This window comes from Hymenobacter armeniacus (assembly GCF_014699055.1).
GTDB lineage: Bacteria > Bacteroidota > Bacteroidia > Cytophagales > Hymenobacteraceae > Hymenobacter > Hymenobacter armeniacus.
Window position 1 is genome coordinate 40,572 of record NZ_JACXAC010000002.1, and the last position, 15,947, is coordinate 56,518.

Genomic DNA, 15,947 nt, shown 5'->3' on the forward strand with positions numbered 1-15,947 from the left:
CGGTGGCCGGCGACTCAGATTTTGCGAACGTTGACGGCGTTGATGCCCTTGCGGCCTTCCTGCGTTTCGAATTCCACCCGGTCATTTTGCTGCACCGTGACTCCGTTGAGGCCCGTTACGTGTACGAAAAAGTCTTCTTTCGTTTGGTCGTCGGTCACGAAGCCGTAGCCTTTGGCTTCGTTGAAAAATTTAATAATGCCGGTTTTCATGCAAAAAACGAATAATGGAAAGGAAGGAAACCGCCCGGGTAAAGGCTGCGGCAATGCCTGAAGCGGCGGGTAAAAGCCCACTTCAGGCCAGCTTACGCGGGAAGTCGGCGCCGGGTTGGCCGCGTGAGGCGGCTAGCTCGGCCGTTTATTGGTTGTCGCGCCACTCGTACACCCACTTGGCCTGGATTTGCTCCAGGTGGCCTTCGGTGGCCTGCTCGCGGGTGCCGTCGAAGTTGTCGAGGCTCAGCACCCACTCGATGAGGTCGGTGAAGCGAATGCGGTAGATTTTGGCCTCGGTGAAGTCGTCGCCGAACTTCTCGTAGAGCGCCATGGCAATGTCCTCGTGGTCGGCCCAGTGCATGGGCGGCTCGAAATGAGTCATTCTGTTGATGTGCTGATGAGTTGATGTGTTGATGTGCTGGGTGGTTGCTTTGTGATGTTTTTAGAAGCACATCAGCAAATCACCTCATCAGCACATCAAGAATTAGTGGCCCAGGAAGTGCTGGGGCGGAATGGTGACGACGAGCTGCATGTCCTTGTCGACCACGCACTGGCAGGCCAGGCGGGAGTTGATGCGCGGGTTCTCGGCGCGGTCGATGAAGTCTTCTTCCTTGTCCGAAATTTCGGGAAGGTCGTCGCCGCCGGAGTTGATGTACACGTGGCAGGTGCTGCAGCCGCACACGCCGCCGCAGTTGTGCTGCAGCTGAATGCCGTTGTTCAGGGCCACGTCGAGCACCGACTCGCCGGGGGCCGCCACGTGGGTTTGGGCCGGCTGGCCGTCGCTGAACTGGAAGGTGATGGTGGTGGCGGGAACAGACAAAACGAGAAACTTATAAGTCGAAAAAACACAGCGTTTGAAGCCGCAAAGGTACTCCCTCCCGCCCCGGCATCAAAGCTGCGCCTGAATGCTGGCCGTGAGCTGCGCATAGAGCGCCTGCCAGGCCGGGTGCGCCGCCAGTGCCGCCGCGTGCGCGGCCAGCGTGGGGGCGTCGCGGCGCACGGCCGGCCCGGTTTGCACCGCAAAGGGCGGGTTGGCCAGGGCTTTGTCCACCGTTTCGCGCACCAGCGGGGCCAACAATTCGGCCGGGAGCCGGGCCTCGGCCAGCAAAGCATCGGCAATGCCCAACAGGTGGTTGGTGAAATTGTTGGCAAACACGGCGGCCACGTGCAGCTTCAGCCGCTGGGCCGAGTCGAGGCGCAGCACCCGTTGGCTAAGGCTGCCGGCCAAATCCAGCAACGTGGTTTCGGCCGCAATGCCGCTGGCTTCGATGCACAGCGGCACCGCGGGCCAGTCGATGGCCCGGCCGGGGCTGAAGGTTTGGAGCGGGTAGAACACGCCCCCGCGAACGGCCGGCTGCGCGTCGAAAACCGAGAGCGGCAGGGCACCCGCCAGGTGTGCGACCAAGGCGCCTTCGGGCCAACTGGTGGCGGCCAGCAGCGGGGCCACGGCGGCATCGGGCACGGCCAGCAGGTACACGTCGGCGGGCGGCAGGGGAGAAGCTACGTCACCGAGTACCTGCGCGCCGGGCAACTCCGCTGCTAATGCAGACGCGCGGTCGTGGTTGCGGTTCCAGACGAATGCCACCGAATGCCCCGCCGCCACTAGCGCGGGCCCCAGTTGGCTGGCCACGCGGCCGGCCCCAAGCAAACCGATTCGTAGAGGGGTAAAAGGGCGAGTTAACATGGAAAAGGAGGCGGCTCAGGTCCTGCCGGAAGGGAATAAAAAGGCCGCTTCTGCAATAGAAGCGGCTTTTTTGTATTCAGAAAATTAGTTAGCCCACCGGCTGGGGCCGCGCCGTGCGGCTGCCCGTTTCCGCCGAGGCTTCGGTTTCGGCGGCTTCCGGGGCCACGGCGCCTTTGCCGCCGCGCTGGCGCACGCTCAGGCCAAAGCCCAGGGCCATGAGCAGCGTGCCGCTCCAGAGCAGGTTGATGAAGGGCTTTTCCATGGCTTTCAGAATGACGTAGTCTTTCTGGGTGGTGCTCACGCCGAAGGTGAATTTGCCCTTCTCGGGGTCGATGGCGTTGAGGGTGAGGCGCACGCCGAGGTCTTCCACCTCGTCGGGCACGCGCCCAATCATGCGGTTGCGGATGACGAACACCGGGTGGGCGTGGTACTGGCGCTTTTCGCCGGTCACAATCATGTCGGCCTGCAGGGCGAGGTCGCCTTTTTGCAGGTTGAGGCCGGCGGTTTCGTGGGCCGGCTCAATGGCCCGGAACACGGCGAAGTAGTCATTTAGAAAAATGGTGTCGCCCACGCTCAGCACGCTTTCTTTGGCTTCGCTCCAGGGCTTTTCCTTGCGCGGGTCGAGCACCGAGCTCACGTGCGTGTAGATGTCGTGGCCCCAGAACTTCTTGATGGCCGGCGAGGCCAGCAGGCCGCCCCCGCCCATCTCGTCGTTCACCTGGGCGCGGGGGTAGAGCGCAAACTGCTCGCCCGACTTCACGTCCTTATAATTGATGCGGTAGTAGGTGTTTTCGGGCAGGATGTTCACCGTGTCGCCCGTCTTGTAGTAAGTCTTGCCGTCCACGACGATGGGCGCGCGGGCCAGGGCCTTGTAGTCGTCGTCGGTGCGGAAGAGGAATTGCTTGTCGACGTAGCCGGGCACGCCGGGCACCTCAAAAAACTGGCCCGTGTAGGTGAGCTGGTAGCCGTGCATGGGCGTGGTTTCGTTGCGCCACAGCAGCACGTTGTCGCGGTTCAGGTCCTCGTCGAACTCCCGCGAATAGAGCAGGCCCGACACGTTGCGTGAAATGATATTCGAGTACCCCGCCGAGGCCAGGATGCCCAGCAGCATCAGCGCAATGCCCAGGTGGGCCACCGCGCCGCCCGAGAGGCGCACCCCGCGCCGCAGCAGGTTGAAGATGGTGCCGAAATTAGCCAACACCCCAAACAAACCCGCCAACGTGAGCACGATGTAGGCGGGCGAAATGGTGAGGCCGTTGTAGCGCACCAGCAGCACCGTGAGGGCCGTGCCCAGCAAGGCCAGCAGCGTGGGCGCCGTAAGGGAATTGACGACGGTTTCGCGGTTGTTGCGCTGCCACCACATAATCTGGGCCACGCCCGAGAGCAGGGCCACCACCACGCCCATCCAGAGCTGGAACTTGGAATAGTGGGCAATCTGGTCGGCGGGTAGGGCCACGTTGGTTTTGATGCCAATCAGGCCCATCAGCGCATTATACACCGGAATGCTGGTGGTGTAGAGCACCTGGAACGCGCCCAGGCACAGCACCGTGGCACCCACAAACACCCACAGCTCGGGGCTGTAGCCGTCCAGCTCTTTGGGCGATACCGGAATCTCTTTCCAGCGCGACACCAGCAGCGCAATGGCCAGCACTGTGAAGGCGCCGAGGTAAATCAGCAACTGGCCCGACAGGCCCAGGTCCGTGAACGAGTGCACCGAGGCGTTGCCCAGCACGCCGCTGCGGGTGAGGAACGTGGCGTAGAGAATGAGCACGAACGTGGCCACCACCAGCGCGAACGAGGTGCGCAGGCCAATGCGGCGCTTCTGCCACAGCACCATGCCGTGCAGCGAGGCCACCAGCACCAGCCACGGAATGTACACGGCGTTTTCCACCGGGTCCCAGTTCCAGTAGCCGCCGAAGTTCAGCGTTTCATAGGCCCAATAGGCGCCCATCACCACGCCCACGCCCAGCACGCCGCCGCCAATGAGCGTCCAGGGCAGGGCGGGCTTCACCCAAGCGGTGAGCTCACGCTTCCAGAGGCCGGCAATGGCGAAAGCGAAGGGCACCAGCGTGAGCGCGAAGCCCAGAAACAGCGTGGGCGGGTGAATCACCATCCAGTAGTTCTGCAGCAGGGCGTTGAGGCCGGTGCCGTCTTTGGGCACGAAGTCGGGGTTCATTTTCCACACCGGCAGGTCGGTGAGGAACTCGCGCAGCAGAATGAACGGGGACGAGCCCACCTTCACGCCGCCCAGCACCACGCCCAGAATCATGCTCACCAGAAACAGCTGCACGCTGCTGAACACGGCCATCACCGGCGCTTCCCACTTGCGGTTGAAGCGCATAATGCACAGGCCCAGCACCACTTGCCAGAAAATCCAGAGCAGGAACGAGCCTTCCTGGCCTTCCCAGAAGCAGGAAATCATGTACTCCACCGGCAGGTGGTTGGAGCTGTGGCTCCAGGCGTAGTAGTACTCGTAGCGGTGCGCGTGAATGATGTTGAACAAGCATGCGATTACCGAGAGCACCGCCGCGCCGTGCACGAAAAAGGCAACCCGCGCCAGCCGCAGCCAGCTCTGGTCTTCGTCGCCGAGGGCGCGGCCCCGCGAGGCCTGGAAGTAGCCGTAAGCCGCCACCAGCGCCGCCGCAAACGCCAAAATGACGCTCAAGTGGCCGATTTGTCCAATTAATAAGTTCATAAGCAAAAGATAAATCAGGCGGATACCGCCACCGCCGCGCCGGAGCGCAACACTTCGTAGCGGGCTAAAATGCGGGGATGAAAAGCGGGCGGCAGCTGCGCCCAGTCGTGCACGTTCACGAAAATAGGTAAGTTGCTGTACGTGAGTGCTTCGCGAAATTCGTTGAGCAGGCGCACCGGAAGAGCCGTCAGGTTGTGGCCACGCAACACCAAGTCCAGGTCGCTGCCTTCGTGGGCGTTGCCATTCACGCGGCTGCCGTAGGCCCACACGGCCACTTCGGGCGGCACGTGCCGGGCAACGAGTGCCTGCACCAGGGCCAGGTCTTTCGGGCGAAGGTCGAGCATGGTCAGGAAAGTGGTTTGCCGTGAAGAAGTTGCGCCAGGGCCGTGGCATCGGCCACGAACTGCGGCAGGAGTTTCAGCGTGCCTTCGGCAAACCCGACGCCGTAGTCGTGGGCCGTGGTGTTGCGGTTGTCGCGATACACCAGCCACCGCTCGGTTGCGTCGAGGGACAGCACTCCGTGCTGCGCCGCGGCCCGAAACAGGTCTTTGTAGACCAGCGCATCGGCCTGCCGGGGCGAAGCGAAATACGGCCGCAGGGCCTTTTTCAGCAGTTTTTCGGTTTGCTCGATGATGATTTCAAACTCCTTCACGCAGGCCGAACGATACAACTCGTACTCCACCGAATCGGGCGCGCTCTGCTGCAAGAGCACCACTGCCCGGTCGAGGGCCAGGGTGCAGCGAGTGAGCAGAGAAGAGTCGAGCGTTGTCATGGAAAAGGCAAATTTACCGCTGCGCCGCCGGAGCTGGCAGGGCTAATAACAACTTATCGGTGAAAAAGGCGCCCCGCGGCGGATGACACGTGATTTCGACGGCAATTTTTTCCAATCCGGCTTCCTGCCACTTGCGCACGGGCAGCTCGGCCTGCCGCCGGTCGGCGGGCTGGTTGACGAGCTGGCGCGAAAGCAGCACCTGCCCGCTGGCCGGGTTGGTAACGACCACCGACAGCCGTGCTTTGTTTGGGTATTTGCGCAGCGGCAGCTCCACCACGGCGCGGGCGGGGCTGGTGCCGGGCACGGCGGGCGCTTCGCCGTAGCCGTACCACCACTGCCGCAGCCGCGCCGGCGGCGGACTGCCCGGGGCGTGGGTGGTCACCACTTGATAGTCGTAGGTGCCGGGGCCGGGCAGCGTATCCGTTATCGTGTACGTCAGGGTGGGCTGCCCGTAAGTGTCGCGTTGCACGGGCACCAGCCGCACTTCGCGGCTGCGGTACTGGTGCACCTCGCGGCGCAGCACCCGGCAGGCGGGCGCGGCGGCCAGCGAGTCGGGCACGGTCCAGGTCAGTTCCACGACGTGGCTGGCGGTGGGCAGCACGCGGGTTGGGTTGGGCGGGAAATAGCTCACGGGCATGCCCACCGGCTGCCGGCTCACCTGCAGGGAGAATTGGCAGAAGTCCTTCAGGTAGCCGTCCACGTCCAGCAGGTAAGGCTTGCCCGAACGAAGCGAGTCCAGCGTTACGAACACGTCGTCCTGCGTGCCGAGCGAAGTGCAGCTCAAGATGCGGTAGGTGGCCGGCTGGCAGGGCATGCCCGTGAGCACCACGAGCTGCACCCCGCGCACGTCGCGGCATTTTTGGCCACCGATGTTGATGAAGTAGCGGCCCGAGGCTTTCGGCGTAAACTCAAACCATTGGTCGTTGTGGTACTCGATGCACTTGCCGGTCAGGCGCTCGTCCACGCAACTGCGCTGCACAGTGCAGCCGGTGGTATTTGATGTGACGACTTCCTCGACTTGCAGTCTGCGGCGGTTTTCAATGTTGTCGTTCGGCACCTGGGCCGCCGCAGTGGAGGCAAAGGAGGCGGCGAGAAGGAACAACAGCGTCAAGCGAACCGCAGAAAAAAGAACGTCATGCTGAGCCTGTCGAAGCATCTCTGCCGCAGTAGTAAATGCATTACTCGTGCGGCAGAGATGCTTCGACAGGCTCAGCATGACGTTCCGGGAATAAATCAACAGCCCGGGACTACTTCACCGAAGCCGTGGCGCCTTGGTTCAAATCCTTCTTCACGTACTTGCTGGGGCACTTCAGCAGGATGTTGTCGGCCATGAAGACGTTGCCCTTCATGCAGCCGGTGATGACCACCTGCTCCGAGGCGTCGAAGTCCTGCGGCTTGGGGTTGTTGTACACCACGCGCTGGGCCACGTGCAGCGTATCTACCAGCGTGAAAGCAAAGTAGTTGGGATCCGTCATGGGGTCATATTCCAGGCCCATGGGCTGCTTCGCGGCATCGCGCGGCAGCTTGCCTACCACGTGCACCTTGGTGGTGTTGCCCTCGGCGGCCCGCTGGCGAGCCTCGCCAAAGCCAACGTACACGCTGGCATCGGCGGTGGTGCTGAGGATGATGGCGGCGGCCACCGCAATGATGGCCATGATGAAAATGTGCGACTTCTTCATAGACCGCAGATGGTGAGAGTGATAATGAGTGAAAAGACTTGCCGGGGGGCTGGCCGGGTGCGCCTGTGCAACAGCGCAAGCGGGCGGCGGGTGCCCTACTATTTTTTTATTTGTTCCTCCAGGCGGCTCACCTTGCGGTCGAGCGAAATGAGGTAGAGCAGCAGGCCGGCTACGATGACGACCACCACGGCCACCACCACATAGATTTTGCCGTTGGCGCGCAGGCTGTCGGCCATTTCGGGCTCGGCGGCGGTGGCTTGGGCGAAAGCGTTGGCGGCGTTGAAGAGCAGCGTCAGCAGCAGCAGAAACAGGACCGCGGGGCGCGGCGAGAGCTTAATTTTCATCGTGTTTCAATTTCAGGAAAGCAAAACGGCTGCTGACCTGGGTGAGCCAGAAGGCAAACAAAATCCAGCCGATGACGGCGGGGTAAAACACCTGCCGCATGGTGTTGTCGAGGTCGTATTGGTTGAAGCCGGGGTTGCCGGTCTGGCCGGGGTGCAGCGAGGGGCCGCTCAGGCGCGGCAGCACAAACAGCAGCGGAATGGCCGCCGCAAACGCAAAAATGTTGTAGATGGCCGACACGCGGGCCCGCTGCTGCTCGTCGCGAAACGAGCCGCGCAGCACCAAGTAAGCGCCGTAGATGAGCATGGCCACGGCCGCGCCGTTCAGGCGCGGGTCGGGCGTCCACCAAGCGCCCCAGGTGAAGCGCGCCCACAGGCTGCCCGTGGCCAGGCCCAGCAGGCCCAGCACAATGCCGGTTTTGGCCGACTCGTGGGCCAGCACATCGAGCCGTTCGCTCGGATTGCGCAGGTAGCGGATGGAATACCACACCGACACCAGCAGCACCATAATCATCGAAAACCACATGGGCACGTGGAAAAACAGGTTTCGGATGCTCTCGTTCACGATGGGCAGCCGCGGCACCGCAATCAGAATGCCCACCGCCGAAGCACCCAGCAGGAGCAGCACCGTGAGGGACTTCCACACCACGCCGGACGTGCGCTGCTCGATGAGGAACTGGCCACCCCACACGCCGGCTACCGTCATTACCACGCCGGATACACTACCAACTATTGCCGCTGTACTCATAAGTAAATCAATAAATTAGCCGCGCCACAAAAAGGGAAACAGCAGATAGGACGTGGCGCCCACTATCATGTTCAGGGCCACCAGCGTGAGCACCGAACTCTGGCTGACGCTCCAGTCCAGCCCGTCCAAGGCATTCTTACTCACCTTGATGAGCAGCAGCAGCATGGGCACCATAATAGGGAAACCGAGCACGGCCATCAGGGTTGCGCCGTTGCCGCCGGCCTTGGCCGCAATGCCCGACACCAGCGTGAGCGTGGTGGCAAAGCCCACGGCGCCCAGCAGCAGGTTGGCCACAAACAGGCCCGGGCTCTGAATGGGATTGCCGAGAAAAACCGTGTACAAAAAGAGTCCCAGCAACGCCACTGCCGTAAGCAACAGCGTGTTGTAGAGCATCTTGGCCAGAATGACGGCCTGGGGCCGCACCAGCGTGTAGTAGTACAGCCGCTGCCCTGCGCTCTCCTGCATAAAGCCCTTGGCCACCGCATTGATGGCGGCAAACAGCAGAATGACCCACAGCAGCGCGTTCCAGGCCGGGGGCGGAGGCGTGCCGCCGCGCAGGCTGAAGCTCAGGAAGGACACAAACACCGTGCTGCCCACGTACAGCAACAGCCCGCCCAAGGCCGCACGCTGCCGCCATTCGAGGCGGAAGTCTTTGGCTAGCAGGGTGGTGATTTCGCGGAGCAGGGGCACGGCAGCAGGGGGTATTTCAGGCCGCAAAGATACGCCCGACCCGCCCTGGATTATTCCCCCACCACCACTTTTGCGCTGGCCGACTGGCCCTGCTGCGTCACTTCCAGCACGTAGAGACCGGCGGCTACGCCCCGCAACGGCAAAGCGCACTGGCCATTGCTGGGCAAGGCCAGGGTGGTGCACACCGTTTGGCCCAGCAGGTTGCGCAGGCGCAGCGTGGCCGGCGCATTGCCCGGCAGCTGCAGGTGCAGCGTGCCCTGCGCGGGGGAGGGGTAAGCGGACACGTTCAGGGGCTGCGCCGCGGCCCGGGCCGCCAGCACGATGGTGGCGCGCATCGGCATGAAATTGAGCAGGCCCAGCGCCGGCTGGTCTACCTGATGCACGATGTGGCTTTCGGCCACGGCGGCCGAATTGGTGCCCCAGTCGTTGTTTTGGGCCATCATGTTGTCGGGCATGTTCAGGTAGAAGTCGTACACCTGGCCGCCGTTGCCGTTGTTGTAGAGCAGGTTGCGGCCCACGTTCAGGCTGTCGGTGCTGCTGGCATCGCCAAAGCTCATGCTGGGACCGGGGTTGGCAGAGGTGCTGGAGGTGCGCAGCACCGTCACGCCCCAGAGGTTGCCGCGCAGCACGTTGCGGCTGGCCACGCCGGTGAGGGTGGCGTTGCCCTGCAGGTTGATGCCGCTGCCGCCGGTCTGGGCGTTGGGGTTGATGTTGTTGTTTTCGATGACGTTGCGGGTGATGACGGCCTGAATGCCCGAGCCCAGCATGGCCACGCCGTAGCGGTTGTTGGCAATGCGGTTCTGGCGAATGATAACCTGCGTGGTGCCCGCGGCCCCCAGCAGGTTCGAGACCGATACCCCGCCGGCCATGTTGTACGGCCCGCCCAGCACGCGGCAGCCCTCAATCACGATGGGCGTGGCGCCGCCAATGCCCAGGTTAATCTGTGGGTAGTTGCCGTTTTCGGTGTCGTTGTTGCGAAACACGCAGTTGCGGATGACGGGCGAGGTGTTGCGGTTGGCCGGGCTCAGCACGCCGGAGCGGGCATTGTCGTAGATGCGGCAGTTGAGGATGCGCGGTGCGCCGCCCGAGGGGCTAATGGCCCCGCTGTTGGTATTGACGGTGCCAATGCGCGACACCTGGTAGCGCACCACGCAGCTGTCGAGCAGCAGGTCGCAGTCCACGGTCTTGATGCCGCCGCCGTACTCCACAATGGTTTTGCGCAGCCGCGAGCCCTGGCTGGTGGCCGAAAACCAGAAGCTATGAAACGGCGCTGTGCTCGCCTGGGCCGTGATTTTGACCGAGTCGCGCGGGTTCACCAGCAGCACGCCGTCCACGTTCACCTGAGCGGCGGCGGCCAGGCGCAGCGTGGCGTTGGTCGTGATGGTCAGCGTATCGGTGGGGCTCAGGCGCAGGTTGCCGTTCACGGCGTACACGCCGGGGCTGGTCAGCACCACGTTGGAGCCGGTGGCGGCGGCCAGCTGGGCCAGCGTCCAGCGCACGCCGGTGCCGGGCGTTTGGTATTGCGCGCATGCGCTGGACGCCGAAAGAGCCAGCACCAAGCCGGAAAGTAGCAGGTTTTTCATAGCAAAAAGGATGGGGGTGGAGATATGCAAATAACGGAATTTAAGCCGTGAGCAGCCGCAAACGCAAAAAAGGCCCCCGGCAATCAAGCCAGGAGCCTTCCTGAAACAACCGGCGGCTACACGCTGGCTGCTAAGCAATGCCTGTTAAAAATCGTAGCCCAGCGTGAAGTAGAATTTCGGGCCTTTGGTCACGTAATCTTCCTGGCCCCAGGCCACGTCCATCTTGCCGTAGAAGCCCAGCAGGGAAGTACGGGCACCCACGCCGTAGCCCACGAGGAAGGGGTTGCGGAAGTTGATGACCGTGGCCGAGAAGTAGTTGCCCGAGGGCACCACTTTCACGGTGTTGGCCGAGTTGTCGAGGCCGAAGGGGTTGGTGCCGGAGTAGGCCGTGCCCGCGTCGGCAAAGCCGGTGAGCTGCAGGTTGCGGAAGAAGCCCGAATAGATGGGCCGGCGCGCGAAATACTGCACAATGGGAATGCGCAGCTCGCTGTTGAACAGCACGTAGCGCGGGCCGCTCCGGGCGCTGTAGTTGAAGCCGCGCAGGTTGGTCACGAACTCCTGGTTCATCACCTGGTCGGCGGCCGAGTAGGTGGGCAGGAAGCGGCTCTGGGTGTACTCGGCGTTAATCAACCAGTCGTCCATGCCGCCGATGCGGAACACCTGGGCGCGGGGACCGAAAAACTGGCCGTAGCTGGCCCGGTTGGCCCACACGATGGCGCGGCTGATTTTCTGGTAATGCCGCAGGTCAACCACAAACTTGCCAAAGCTCAGGCTCTTGTCGTTGATGTTGGTCAGGTTCAGCACGCCGGCTTTCAGGCGCGTGCCCACCACCATGTTCACCCCGGTGTTGATGCTGTTGTCGAACACGATTTCGCCGTTGTAGCCCACGTAATTGGTGCTCACGTCGTTTTCGGTCGAGGCATCGCCGAGTTGGGTGCTGGAGATGTTCACGAAGCGCGGGCCGCCGCGCACGCTCAGGTTGTGGGTGAGCGGGTAGGCAATGTTGGGCGCCACCTCGTGCCGGCCGTAACGGAAGCGGCCCGCGCTCAGGTCAAAAAAGTAGGCTTGTTTCTGGTAAGCCACGCTCCAGTCGTAGCGGTGCGTGAGGTTGGTGTATTGCGCCCGGATGTTGCTGGTGCGCAAATCAAACAAGCCAAACAGGCTGGCATCAATGCGCTGATTTTCCAGCACGTCGGTGAGCGCCGCCTTGAATTGCAGGCCCAGGCCCAGCAGCGGGTCCATGTACAGAGCCGTCGAGACGTTGTCGGCCATGAAGCGGGTGTCGTAGCGGAACGGGCCGCTAATGGGCGTAGTCGCCAGTGCCTGCGAGGCGGCCGCGGCGGCCGTGGAGGCGGCCGTAGGCGTCAGGCGCCGCCGCCGGGTTTGCGAGGGCTGCGCCGGTTCGTCTTCCTCAAACTGGTAGTCGCTGGTGTTCACGGTGCCGCTGGCGGCCTTGCGGGTGGGGCCACCCGGCGCGGCGGCCGTGGTGTCGGCCACGCCAGCCCCGGCTACCGGAGCAGGGGCGGGGGCCGGAGCCGGCTTGGGCGCGGCGGCCGCACGCGGCGGCGCCGACCGGTCCTCCAGCGTTTGTTGGCGGGCGGTTTTGGTGAGCGGATACGACGTCGTGAGCGGGTATTCGGGGTAGAGGTAAAGGATGTCGCGGGCCTGGGCCGGCGCCACAAACACCAGCGCCGACGTCTGCGGGCTGTAGTCGAAGTCCTGCGTGTTGGGCAGCCAGTTGGTCAGGATGGTGCGCTGCTTGGTTTTGAGCGAGTAGCGGTAGAGGGCCCGCACGCCGCTTTCTTCGCCCAGGTACATGATTTCTTCGTCGGAAATGGCCCGGGGCCGCGTCTCGTTCGAGATGGTGCTCACCAGCGTTTCCACCGGAATGGGCCGGCCGTCGAGGTGGTATTCAAACAGGTCGTAGTTGTTCACCACGTTCTGGAACGTGGCCGGCCGGGCGCGGCCCGCCGAGTCGAGGTAGCGGTTGGAACTGAACACGAGGCCCTGGCCGCCGGGCAAAAACACGGGCTGCACGTCGTCGAACAAGTCGTCGGTGAGCTGCTCGGCTTTCCGGCTGCCGGCCCGTAGCAGGTAGATGTCGTTCTGCCCGTTGCGCACGGCGCTAAACACCAAGGCCTTGCCATCGGGCGAGTAGCTCATGCTCAGAATCTGGTCGTAGGGCGCAAACAGCGACGCCGGCCGCGAAAACCGAATGGCCTCGCGCACGCGGCGCACCAGCCCGCGGCCGTCGGCGTCGCGCAGGCGCAGGGTCATTTCGCCGCGGCTCATTTCGGCCACGGCCACCTGCGAGTTGCCGCGCCAGGCCAGCGCGGGCAGGCGGGTTTCAATCTGCTGGTCGGGCGTTTTGTAGCCGCCGCGGCTCAGGATACGGCGGTGGCGGCCGTCGCGGTCCACCACCATCACGCGGTAGCGGCCGCCTTCGTTCTGCGCGTAGGCCACAAATTTCCCGTTGGGGCTCACGATGGGCTGCGAAAACACGTCGGCGTGGCGGTTGCGGCCGCCCTGGCGGAATTTCTTGTCCGGCTCCACCAGCGTGGCCACGGGCTGGCCGTTCAGGTCGCGGTAGTAGGCCAGCCAGTCTTTCAAAAACACCTTAAAGGGCACGTTCAGCGAAGAACTGATGCCCACTTCAATGTCGCGCGTGATGCGCGTGAGGTTCAGAATGTTCTGGATGGTGGTATAGCCGTAGCGCTCGGCCACGTAGTTCCAGATGCTTTGGCCGGCCAGCGTGGAGTTGCGCAGGAAAAACGGGGCCGTGCGGGTGCCGGTGGGGTACTGCTTGGTCATGTCGCGCATGTAGCCGTCCATGTCCACGCTCCAGCCCTCGGCCGCGTACGCCGACGCGCCGCCGATAAACCAGTCGGGCAGCTGCAGCAGGTAGCTGCTTTGCAGCACTTCCTTCAGCGAGCCGCCGTACATCATGTCGTTCAGCAGCACCTGCGTTATCTGGGTGCTGAGCTCGCGCTTAAACTCGGTCTCTTGGCCGGTGAAGGCGATTTGCACCTTGCTCATGCGGGCCAGCGGGGTTTCGCCGCCGTTCACCTGCTGCAGCGTGGCCGTGAGGCCGATGTTGCTCTGGCGCAGGTCGCCCACCGAGTTGTAAAACAGCAGCGTGGTTTTGGAGTAGGGGTAATAGCCGATGAGCGAGGTGATGCGCTGCAGCTCTTTTTCGGCGTACTCGGCGGCCCGGCGGGCACTGGCCTGGCCGCCTTCGTAGTACATCACGTTAAAATTCTGAGTGCTCAGCTGCTGCCAGTTGAACTGCTTGTATTGCACGCGCACCCGCCCAAAGGGCTCCTGCGCCGTTTGGGCCCGGGCGCCGAGGGGGCTGAGCAACGGCAGCAGCAGCGCCAGGGCTCCGAGCGCGCGCTTCGCAAATAGGGGAATGGTCATAACAGAGGCAACGAGCAAAAGCGGGTTTTCGTCCGCGGTAACGCTAAAAAGTACGCAGGAGCCGGGAAAGGTTCCGCCCGGCCCACGGCCCAACCGGGTGAATTGAAGTAAAGGCATTTAGCGCAAAAATGTTCCAACTCTGCGCATCGGAATTTCGGCCTGCCTGCCCCGCATCGGGCCCGGCCCCAATAGTAGTCAAATTACGCCAACCGGCCGCAGGGCGTTGTAGCGCTGCAGGCTGGCATCGGGCCATATTTTGGCGTGGCCTTCCAGGCAGTCGGCCAGCAGCACGGCCAGCCGCGGGGCCAGCATCACGCCCTTGGACCCGTAGCCGCCGCAAAAGCTTAGCGCCGGCACGGTAGGGTGGGGGCCCAGCAGCGGCCGGCGGTCGCGCACGGCGGGCCGCACCCCCGCCCGCTGGCCCACCACCGCAAACGGCAGGTCGGTGATGACGCTGAGCCGGGCGGCCAGCTCTTCGCGCCCCACGGCCGTGGGCCCGTCGGCAAACGGCGGCCAGCGGTAAGTAGCGCCCACCCGGAAGCGACTCTCGCCCAGCGGCACCACGTAGGCCCCGCGGTTGAGCACCTGGGCCGAACTCAGGCCGGCACATTCCACATCTAGCACGTCGCCTTGGTTGGGCGTGAGCGGCAGCCAACCAAAGTAAGGATTGCGCACGGCCGCCGCGCCCTCGCAGCACACCACGTGGCGGGCCCGCACCCGGCCCGCGTAGGTAGCGCCGGCTGCGTCGCAGGTCAGTTGGCTCCAGTCGAAAGCTTCGGGCACCAGCCAGCCGTCGCGGGCGCCTTCGGCGGCCAGCGCGGCCAGCAGCTCGCGCACGGCCACGTGGCCTCCGCCGCGCAGCCAGGCCCCGCCAAAGGGCGCGTGCACGCCGGGCAAGTGCGGGTCGGCGGTGGTGAGCTCGGCCACGAAGCCGTCCCAGGGCTGGTCGGCGCTGCGGGCCAGCACGGCGTTTTGCTCTTCAACGGAGTTGAAAAGCTTGAAAATGGGCACCTCGTGAAAAAACACCTGCCCGTAGCGCTGCTCCAGCTCGCGGTAGAATGCGCCGGCAAAGGGCAGCAACTCGGCGGCGCGCCACGAGAGGGCGAAGCGCTTGCCGGCCACGGGGTTCATGAGGCCGGCGGCTACGTTGGAGGCGGAATTGGCCTGGCCGGGGTCGTACACCCGCACGCGGTGCCCCCGCTGGCGCAGCACGTACGCCAGCGTAGCCCCGGCAATGCCGTGGCCTACTACCAGAAAATCACAGTCCGTCATGGCCGGCAAGGTAATGACGCTGCGCTTAATGAGAAATGACGCGCTGCTTACGGAAGAACGAAGCATGCTCAGGATGACCGACGGCCGCAATTCTTCGTTTCTCACCCTCCTTCCGCCGCAAGCAAAGCGGCATAAAGCGAAGCGCCGTACCTTTCGCCTTGCTCAGATACCCTGTTTTGTATGACGGTCGCCGGTTTCACGTTCAACGCATTCGCCGAAAATACCTACCTGCTCATCGACGAGGCCACGCGCCAGGTGGCCATCGTGGACCCCGGCTGCTACGCCCCCGCCGAGCAGCAGGCCCTGCGCGACTACCTCGACGCTAACAACCTGCACGTGGCCCTGTTGCTGAACACCCACGCCCACATCGACCACGTGCTCGGCAACCAGTTTGTGCTCAGCACCTGGCCGGGCACGCCCTTCCTGCTGCACCGCCTCGACGTGCCTACGCTGCGGGCCGTGCCTACTTATGCCGCCAACTACGGCTTTCCGCAGTACCAGCCGGCCGAGCCCACCGGCGAGCTGGTGGCGGGCCAGCCGGTGCGTTTCGGCGAGACCGAGCTGGAAGTGCGCTTTGCGCCGGGCCACGCGCCGGGCCACGTGGTGTTCTACCACCAGCCCACGGCCACGGTCATCGGGGGCGACGTCCTGTTTCAGCGCAGCATCGGACGCACCGATTTGCCCGGCGGCAACCATGCCGAACTGCTGCACAGCATCGCCACCGAGCTCATGACCCTGCCCGACGACACGGTGGTGTACCCCGGCCACGGCCCGGCCACTACCATCGGCGAAGAGCGCCGCGCTAATCCGTTTTTATTGAGCAATGAAGGATGAGGAAGGAACAAGTCCTGTCCGTT

At 63.8% G+C, this 15,947-nt stretch carries 16 protein-coding genes; 1 reads left to right on the forward strand and 15 read right to left on the reverse strand.

The features are described from left to right. Positions 1-14 precede the first annotated feature (14 nt). The 15 genes from IC234_RS04690 to IC234_RS04760 all read right to left on the reverse strand — a co-directional run bounded on the left by IC234_RS04690 (position 15) and on the right by IC234_RS04760 (position 15,090). Positions 15-209: a cold-shock protein gene (locus IC234_RS04690; RefSeq protein WP_046244217.1), complete on the reverse strand. Its 195-nt coding sequence runs from the start codon at positions 207-209 to the stop codon at positions 15-17. A gap of 145 nt (positions 210-354) precedes the next feature. Then, entirely contained in the window at positions 355-591 is a 237-nt protein-coding gene (gene iscX / locus IC234_RS04695) for a Fe-S cluster assembly protein IscX (RefSeq protein WP_190922704.1), read from the reverse strand. Positions 592-693: 102 nt separating this feature from the next. Then, positions 694-1,029, reverse strand: coding sequence for a 2Fe-2S iron-sulfur cluster-binding protein (locus IC234_RS04700; protein WP_198978578.1), 336 nt, complete (start codon positions 1,027-1,029; stop codon positions 694-696). Positions 1,030-1,098: 69 nt separating this feature from the next. Then, a complete protein-coding gene (locus IC234_RS04705) occupies positions 1,099-1,893 on the reverse strand; it encodes a Rossmann-like and DUF2520 domain-containing protein (protein WP_190922705.1) in 795 nt (264 codons plus the stop codon). Positions 1,894-1,981: 88 nt separating this feature from the next. Further along, a complete protein-coding gene (gene ccsA / locus IC234_RS04710; RefSeq protein WP_190922706.1) occupies positions 1,982-4,588 on the reverse strand; it encodes a cytochrome c biogenesis protein CcsA in 2,607 nt (868 codons plus the stop codon). Positions 4,589-4,602: 14 nt separating this feature from the next. Then, positions 4,603-4,932 carry a nucleotidyltransferase family protein gene (locus tag IC234_RS04715; RefSeq protein WP_190922707.1) on the reverse strand — a complete coding sequence of 110 codons (330 nt, stop codon included), beginning with the start codon at positions 4,930-4,932 and terminating at the stop codon, positions 4,603-4,605. 2 nt (positions 4,933-4,934) lie between these two features. Beyond that, positions 4,935-5,360, reverse strand: a complete 426-nt coding sequence (locus IC234_RS04720) for a nucleotidyltransferase substrate binding protein (RefSeq protein ID WP_190922708.1) — start codon at positions 5,358-5,360, stop codon at positions 4,935-4,937. 13 nt (positions 5,361-5,373) lie between these two features. Continuing rightward, entirely contained in the window at positions 5,374-6,462 is a 1,089-nt protein-coding gene (locus tag IC234_RS04725; RefSeq protein WP_223827497.1) for a hypothetical protein, read from the reverse strand. Between the two features lie 145 nt (positions 6,463-6,607). Beyond that, a complete protein-coding gene (locus tag IC234_RS04730) occupies positions 6,608-7,039 on the reverse strand; it encodes a cytochrome c maturation protein CcmE domain-containing protein (protein ID WP_190922710.1) in 432 nt (143 codons plus the stop codon). 98 nt (positions 7,040-7,137) lie between these two features. Beyond that, positions 7,138-7,383, reverse strand: a complete 246-nt coding sequence (locus IC234_RS04735; RefSeq protein ID WP_190922711.1) for a CcmD family protein — start codon at positions 7,381-7,383, stop codon at positions 7,138-7,140. Further along, on the reverse strand, positions 7,373-8,128 hold the full coding sequence (ccsA, locus tag IC234_RS04740) for a cytochrome c biogenesis protein CcsA (RefSeq protein WP_223827498.1): 756 nt from the start codon (positions 8,126-8,128) through the stop codon (positions 7,373-7,375). Before ccsA (IC234_RS04740) ends, IC234_RS04735 begins: the two co-directional genes overlap by 11 nt. Before the next feature lie 15 nt (positions 8,129-8,143). Further along, a complete protein-coding gene (locus IC234_RS04745; protein WP_190923414.1) occupies positions 8,144-8,812 on the reverse strand; it encodes a heme exporter protein CcmB in 669 nt (222 codons plus the stop codon). 56 nt (positions 8,813-8,868) lie between these two features. Beyond that, the gene (locus IC234_RS04750; RefSeq protein ID WP_190922712.1) at positions 8,869-10,401 is read right to left on the reverse strand and encodes a right-handed parallel beta-helix repeat-containing protein; all 1,533 of its coding nucleotides are present in this window, start codon (positions 10,399-10,401) and stop codon (positions 8,869-8,871) included. Positions 10,402-10,545: 144 nt separating this feature from the next. Then, positions 10,546-13,818, reverse strand: a complete 3,273-nt coding sequence (locus IC234_RS04755) for a PD40 domain-containing protein (RefSeq protein ID WP_190922713.1) — start codon at positions 13,816-13,818, stop codon at positions 10,546-10,548. Positions 13,819-14,013: 195 nt separating this feature from the next. Beyond that, positions 14,014-15,090, reverse strand: a complete 1,077-nt coding sequence (locus tag IC234_RS04760; RefSeq protein ID WP_190922714.1) for an NAD(P)/FAD-dependent oxidoreductase — start codon at positions 15,088-15,090, stop codon at positions 14,014-14,016. Between the two features lie 180 nt (positions 15,091-15,270). On the opposite strand from IC234_RS04760, the gene IC234_RS04765 reads away from it, so the two are divergent. Beyond that, positions 15,271-15,924, forward strand: coding sequence for an MBL fold metallo-hydrolase (locus IC234_RS04765; RefSeq protein ID WP_190922715.1), 654 nt, complete (start codon positions 15,271-15,273; stop codon positions 15,922-15,924). Positions 15,925-15,947: the final 23 nt, after the last annotated feature.

Coding starts and splice junctions, on each gene's coding strand:
- IC234_RS04690 (WP_046244217.1), bottom strand. CDS start 209: ATGAAAACCGGCATTATTAAATTTTTCAACGAAGCCAAAGGCTACGGC.
- iscX (WP_190922704.1), bottom strand. CDS start 591: ATGACTCATTTCGAGCCGCCCATGCACTGGGCCGACCACGAGGACATT.
- IC234_RS04705 (WP_190922705.1), bottom strand. CDS start 1,893: ATGTTAACTCGCCCTTTTACCCCTCTACGAATCGGTTTGCTTGGGGCC.
- ccsA (WP_190922706.1), bottom strand. CDS start 4,588: ATGAACTTATTAATTGGACAAATCGGCCACTTGAGCGTCATTTTGGCG.
- IC234_RS04715 (WP_190922707.1), bottom strand. CDS start 4,932: ATGCTCGACCTTCGCCCGAAAGACCTGGCCCTGGTGCAGGCACTCGTT.
- IC234_RS04720 (WP_190922708.1), bottom strand. CDS start 5,360: ATGACAACGCTCGACTCTTCTCTGCTCACTCGCTGCACCCTGGCCCTC.
- IC234_RS04730 (WP_190922710.1), bottom strand. CDS start 7,039: ATGAAGAAGTCGCACATTTTCATCATGGCCATCATTGCGGTGGCCGCC.
- IC234_RS04735 (WP_190922711.1), bottom strand. CDS start 7,383: ATGAAAATTAAGCTCTCGCCGCGCCCCGCGGTCCTGTTTCTGCTGCTG.
- ccsA (WP_223827498.1), bottom strand. CDS start 8,128: ATGAGTACAGCGGCAATAGTTGGTAGTGTATCCGGCGTGGTAATGACG.
- IC234_RS04750 (WP_190922712.1), bottom strand. CDS start 10,401: ATGAAAAACCTGCTACTTTCCGGCTTGGTGCTGGCTCTTTCGGCGTCC.
- IC234_RS04755 (WP_190922713.1), bottom strand. CDS start 13,818: ATGACCATTCCCCTATTTGCGAAGCGCGCGCTCGGAGCCCTGGCGCTG.
- IC234_RS04760 (WP_190922714.1), bottom strand. CDS start 15,090: ATGACGGACTGTGATTTTCTGGTAGTAGGCCACGGCATTGCCGGGGCT.
- IC234_RS04765 (WP_190922715.1), top strand. CDS start 15,271: ATGACGGTCGCCGGTTTCACGTTCAACGCATTCGCCGAAAATACCTAC.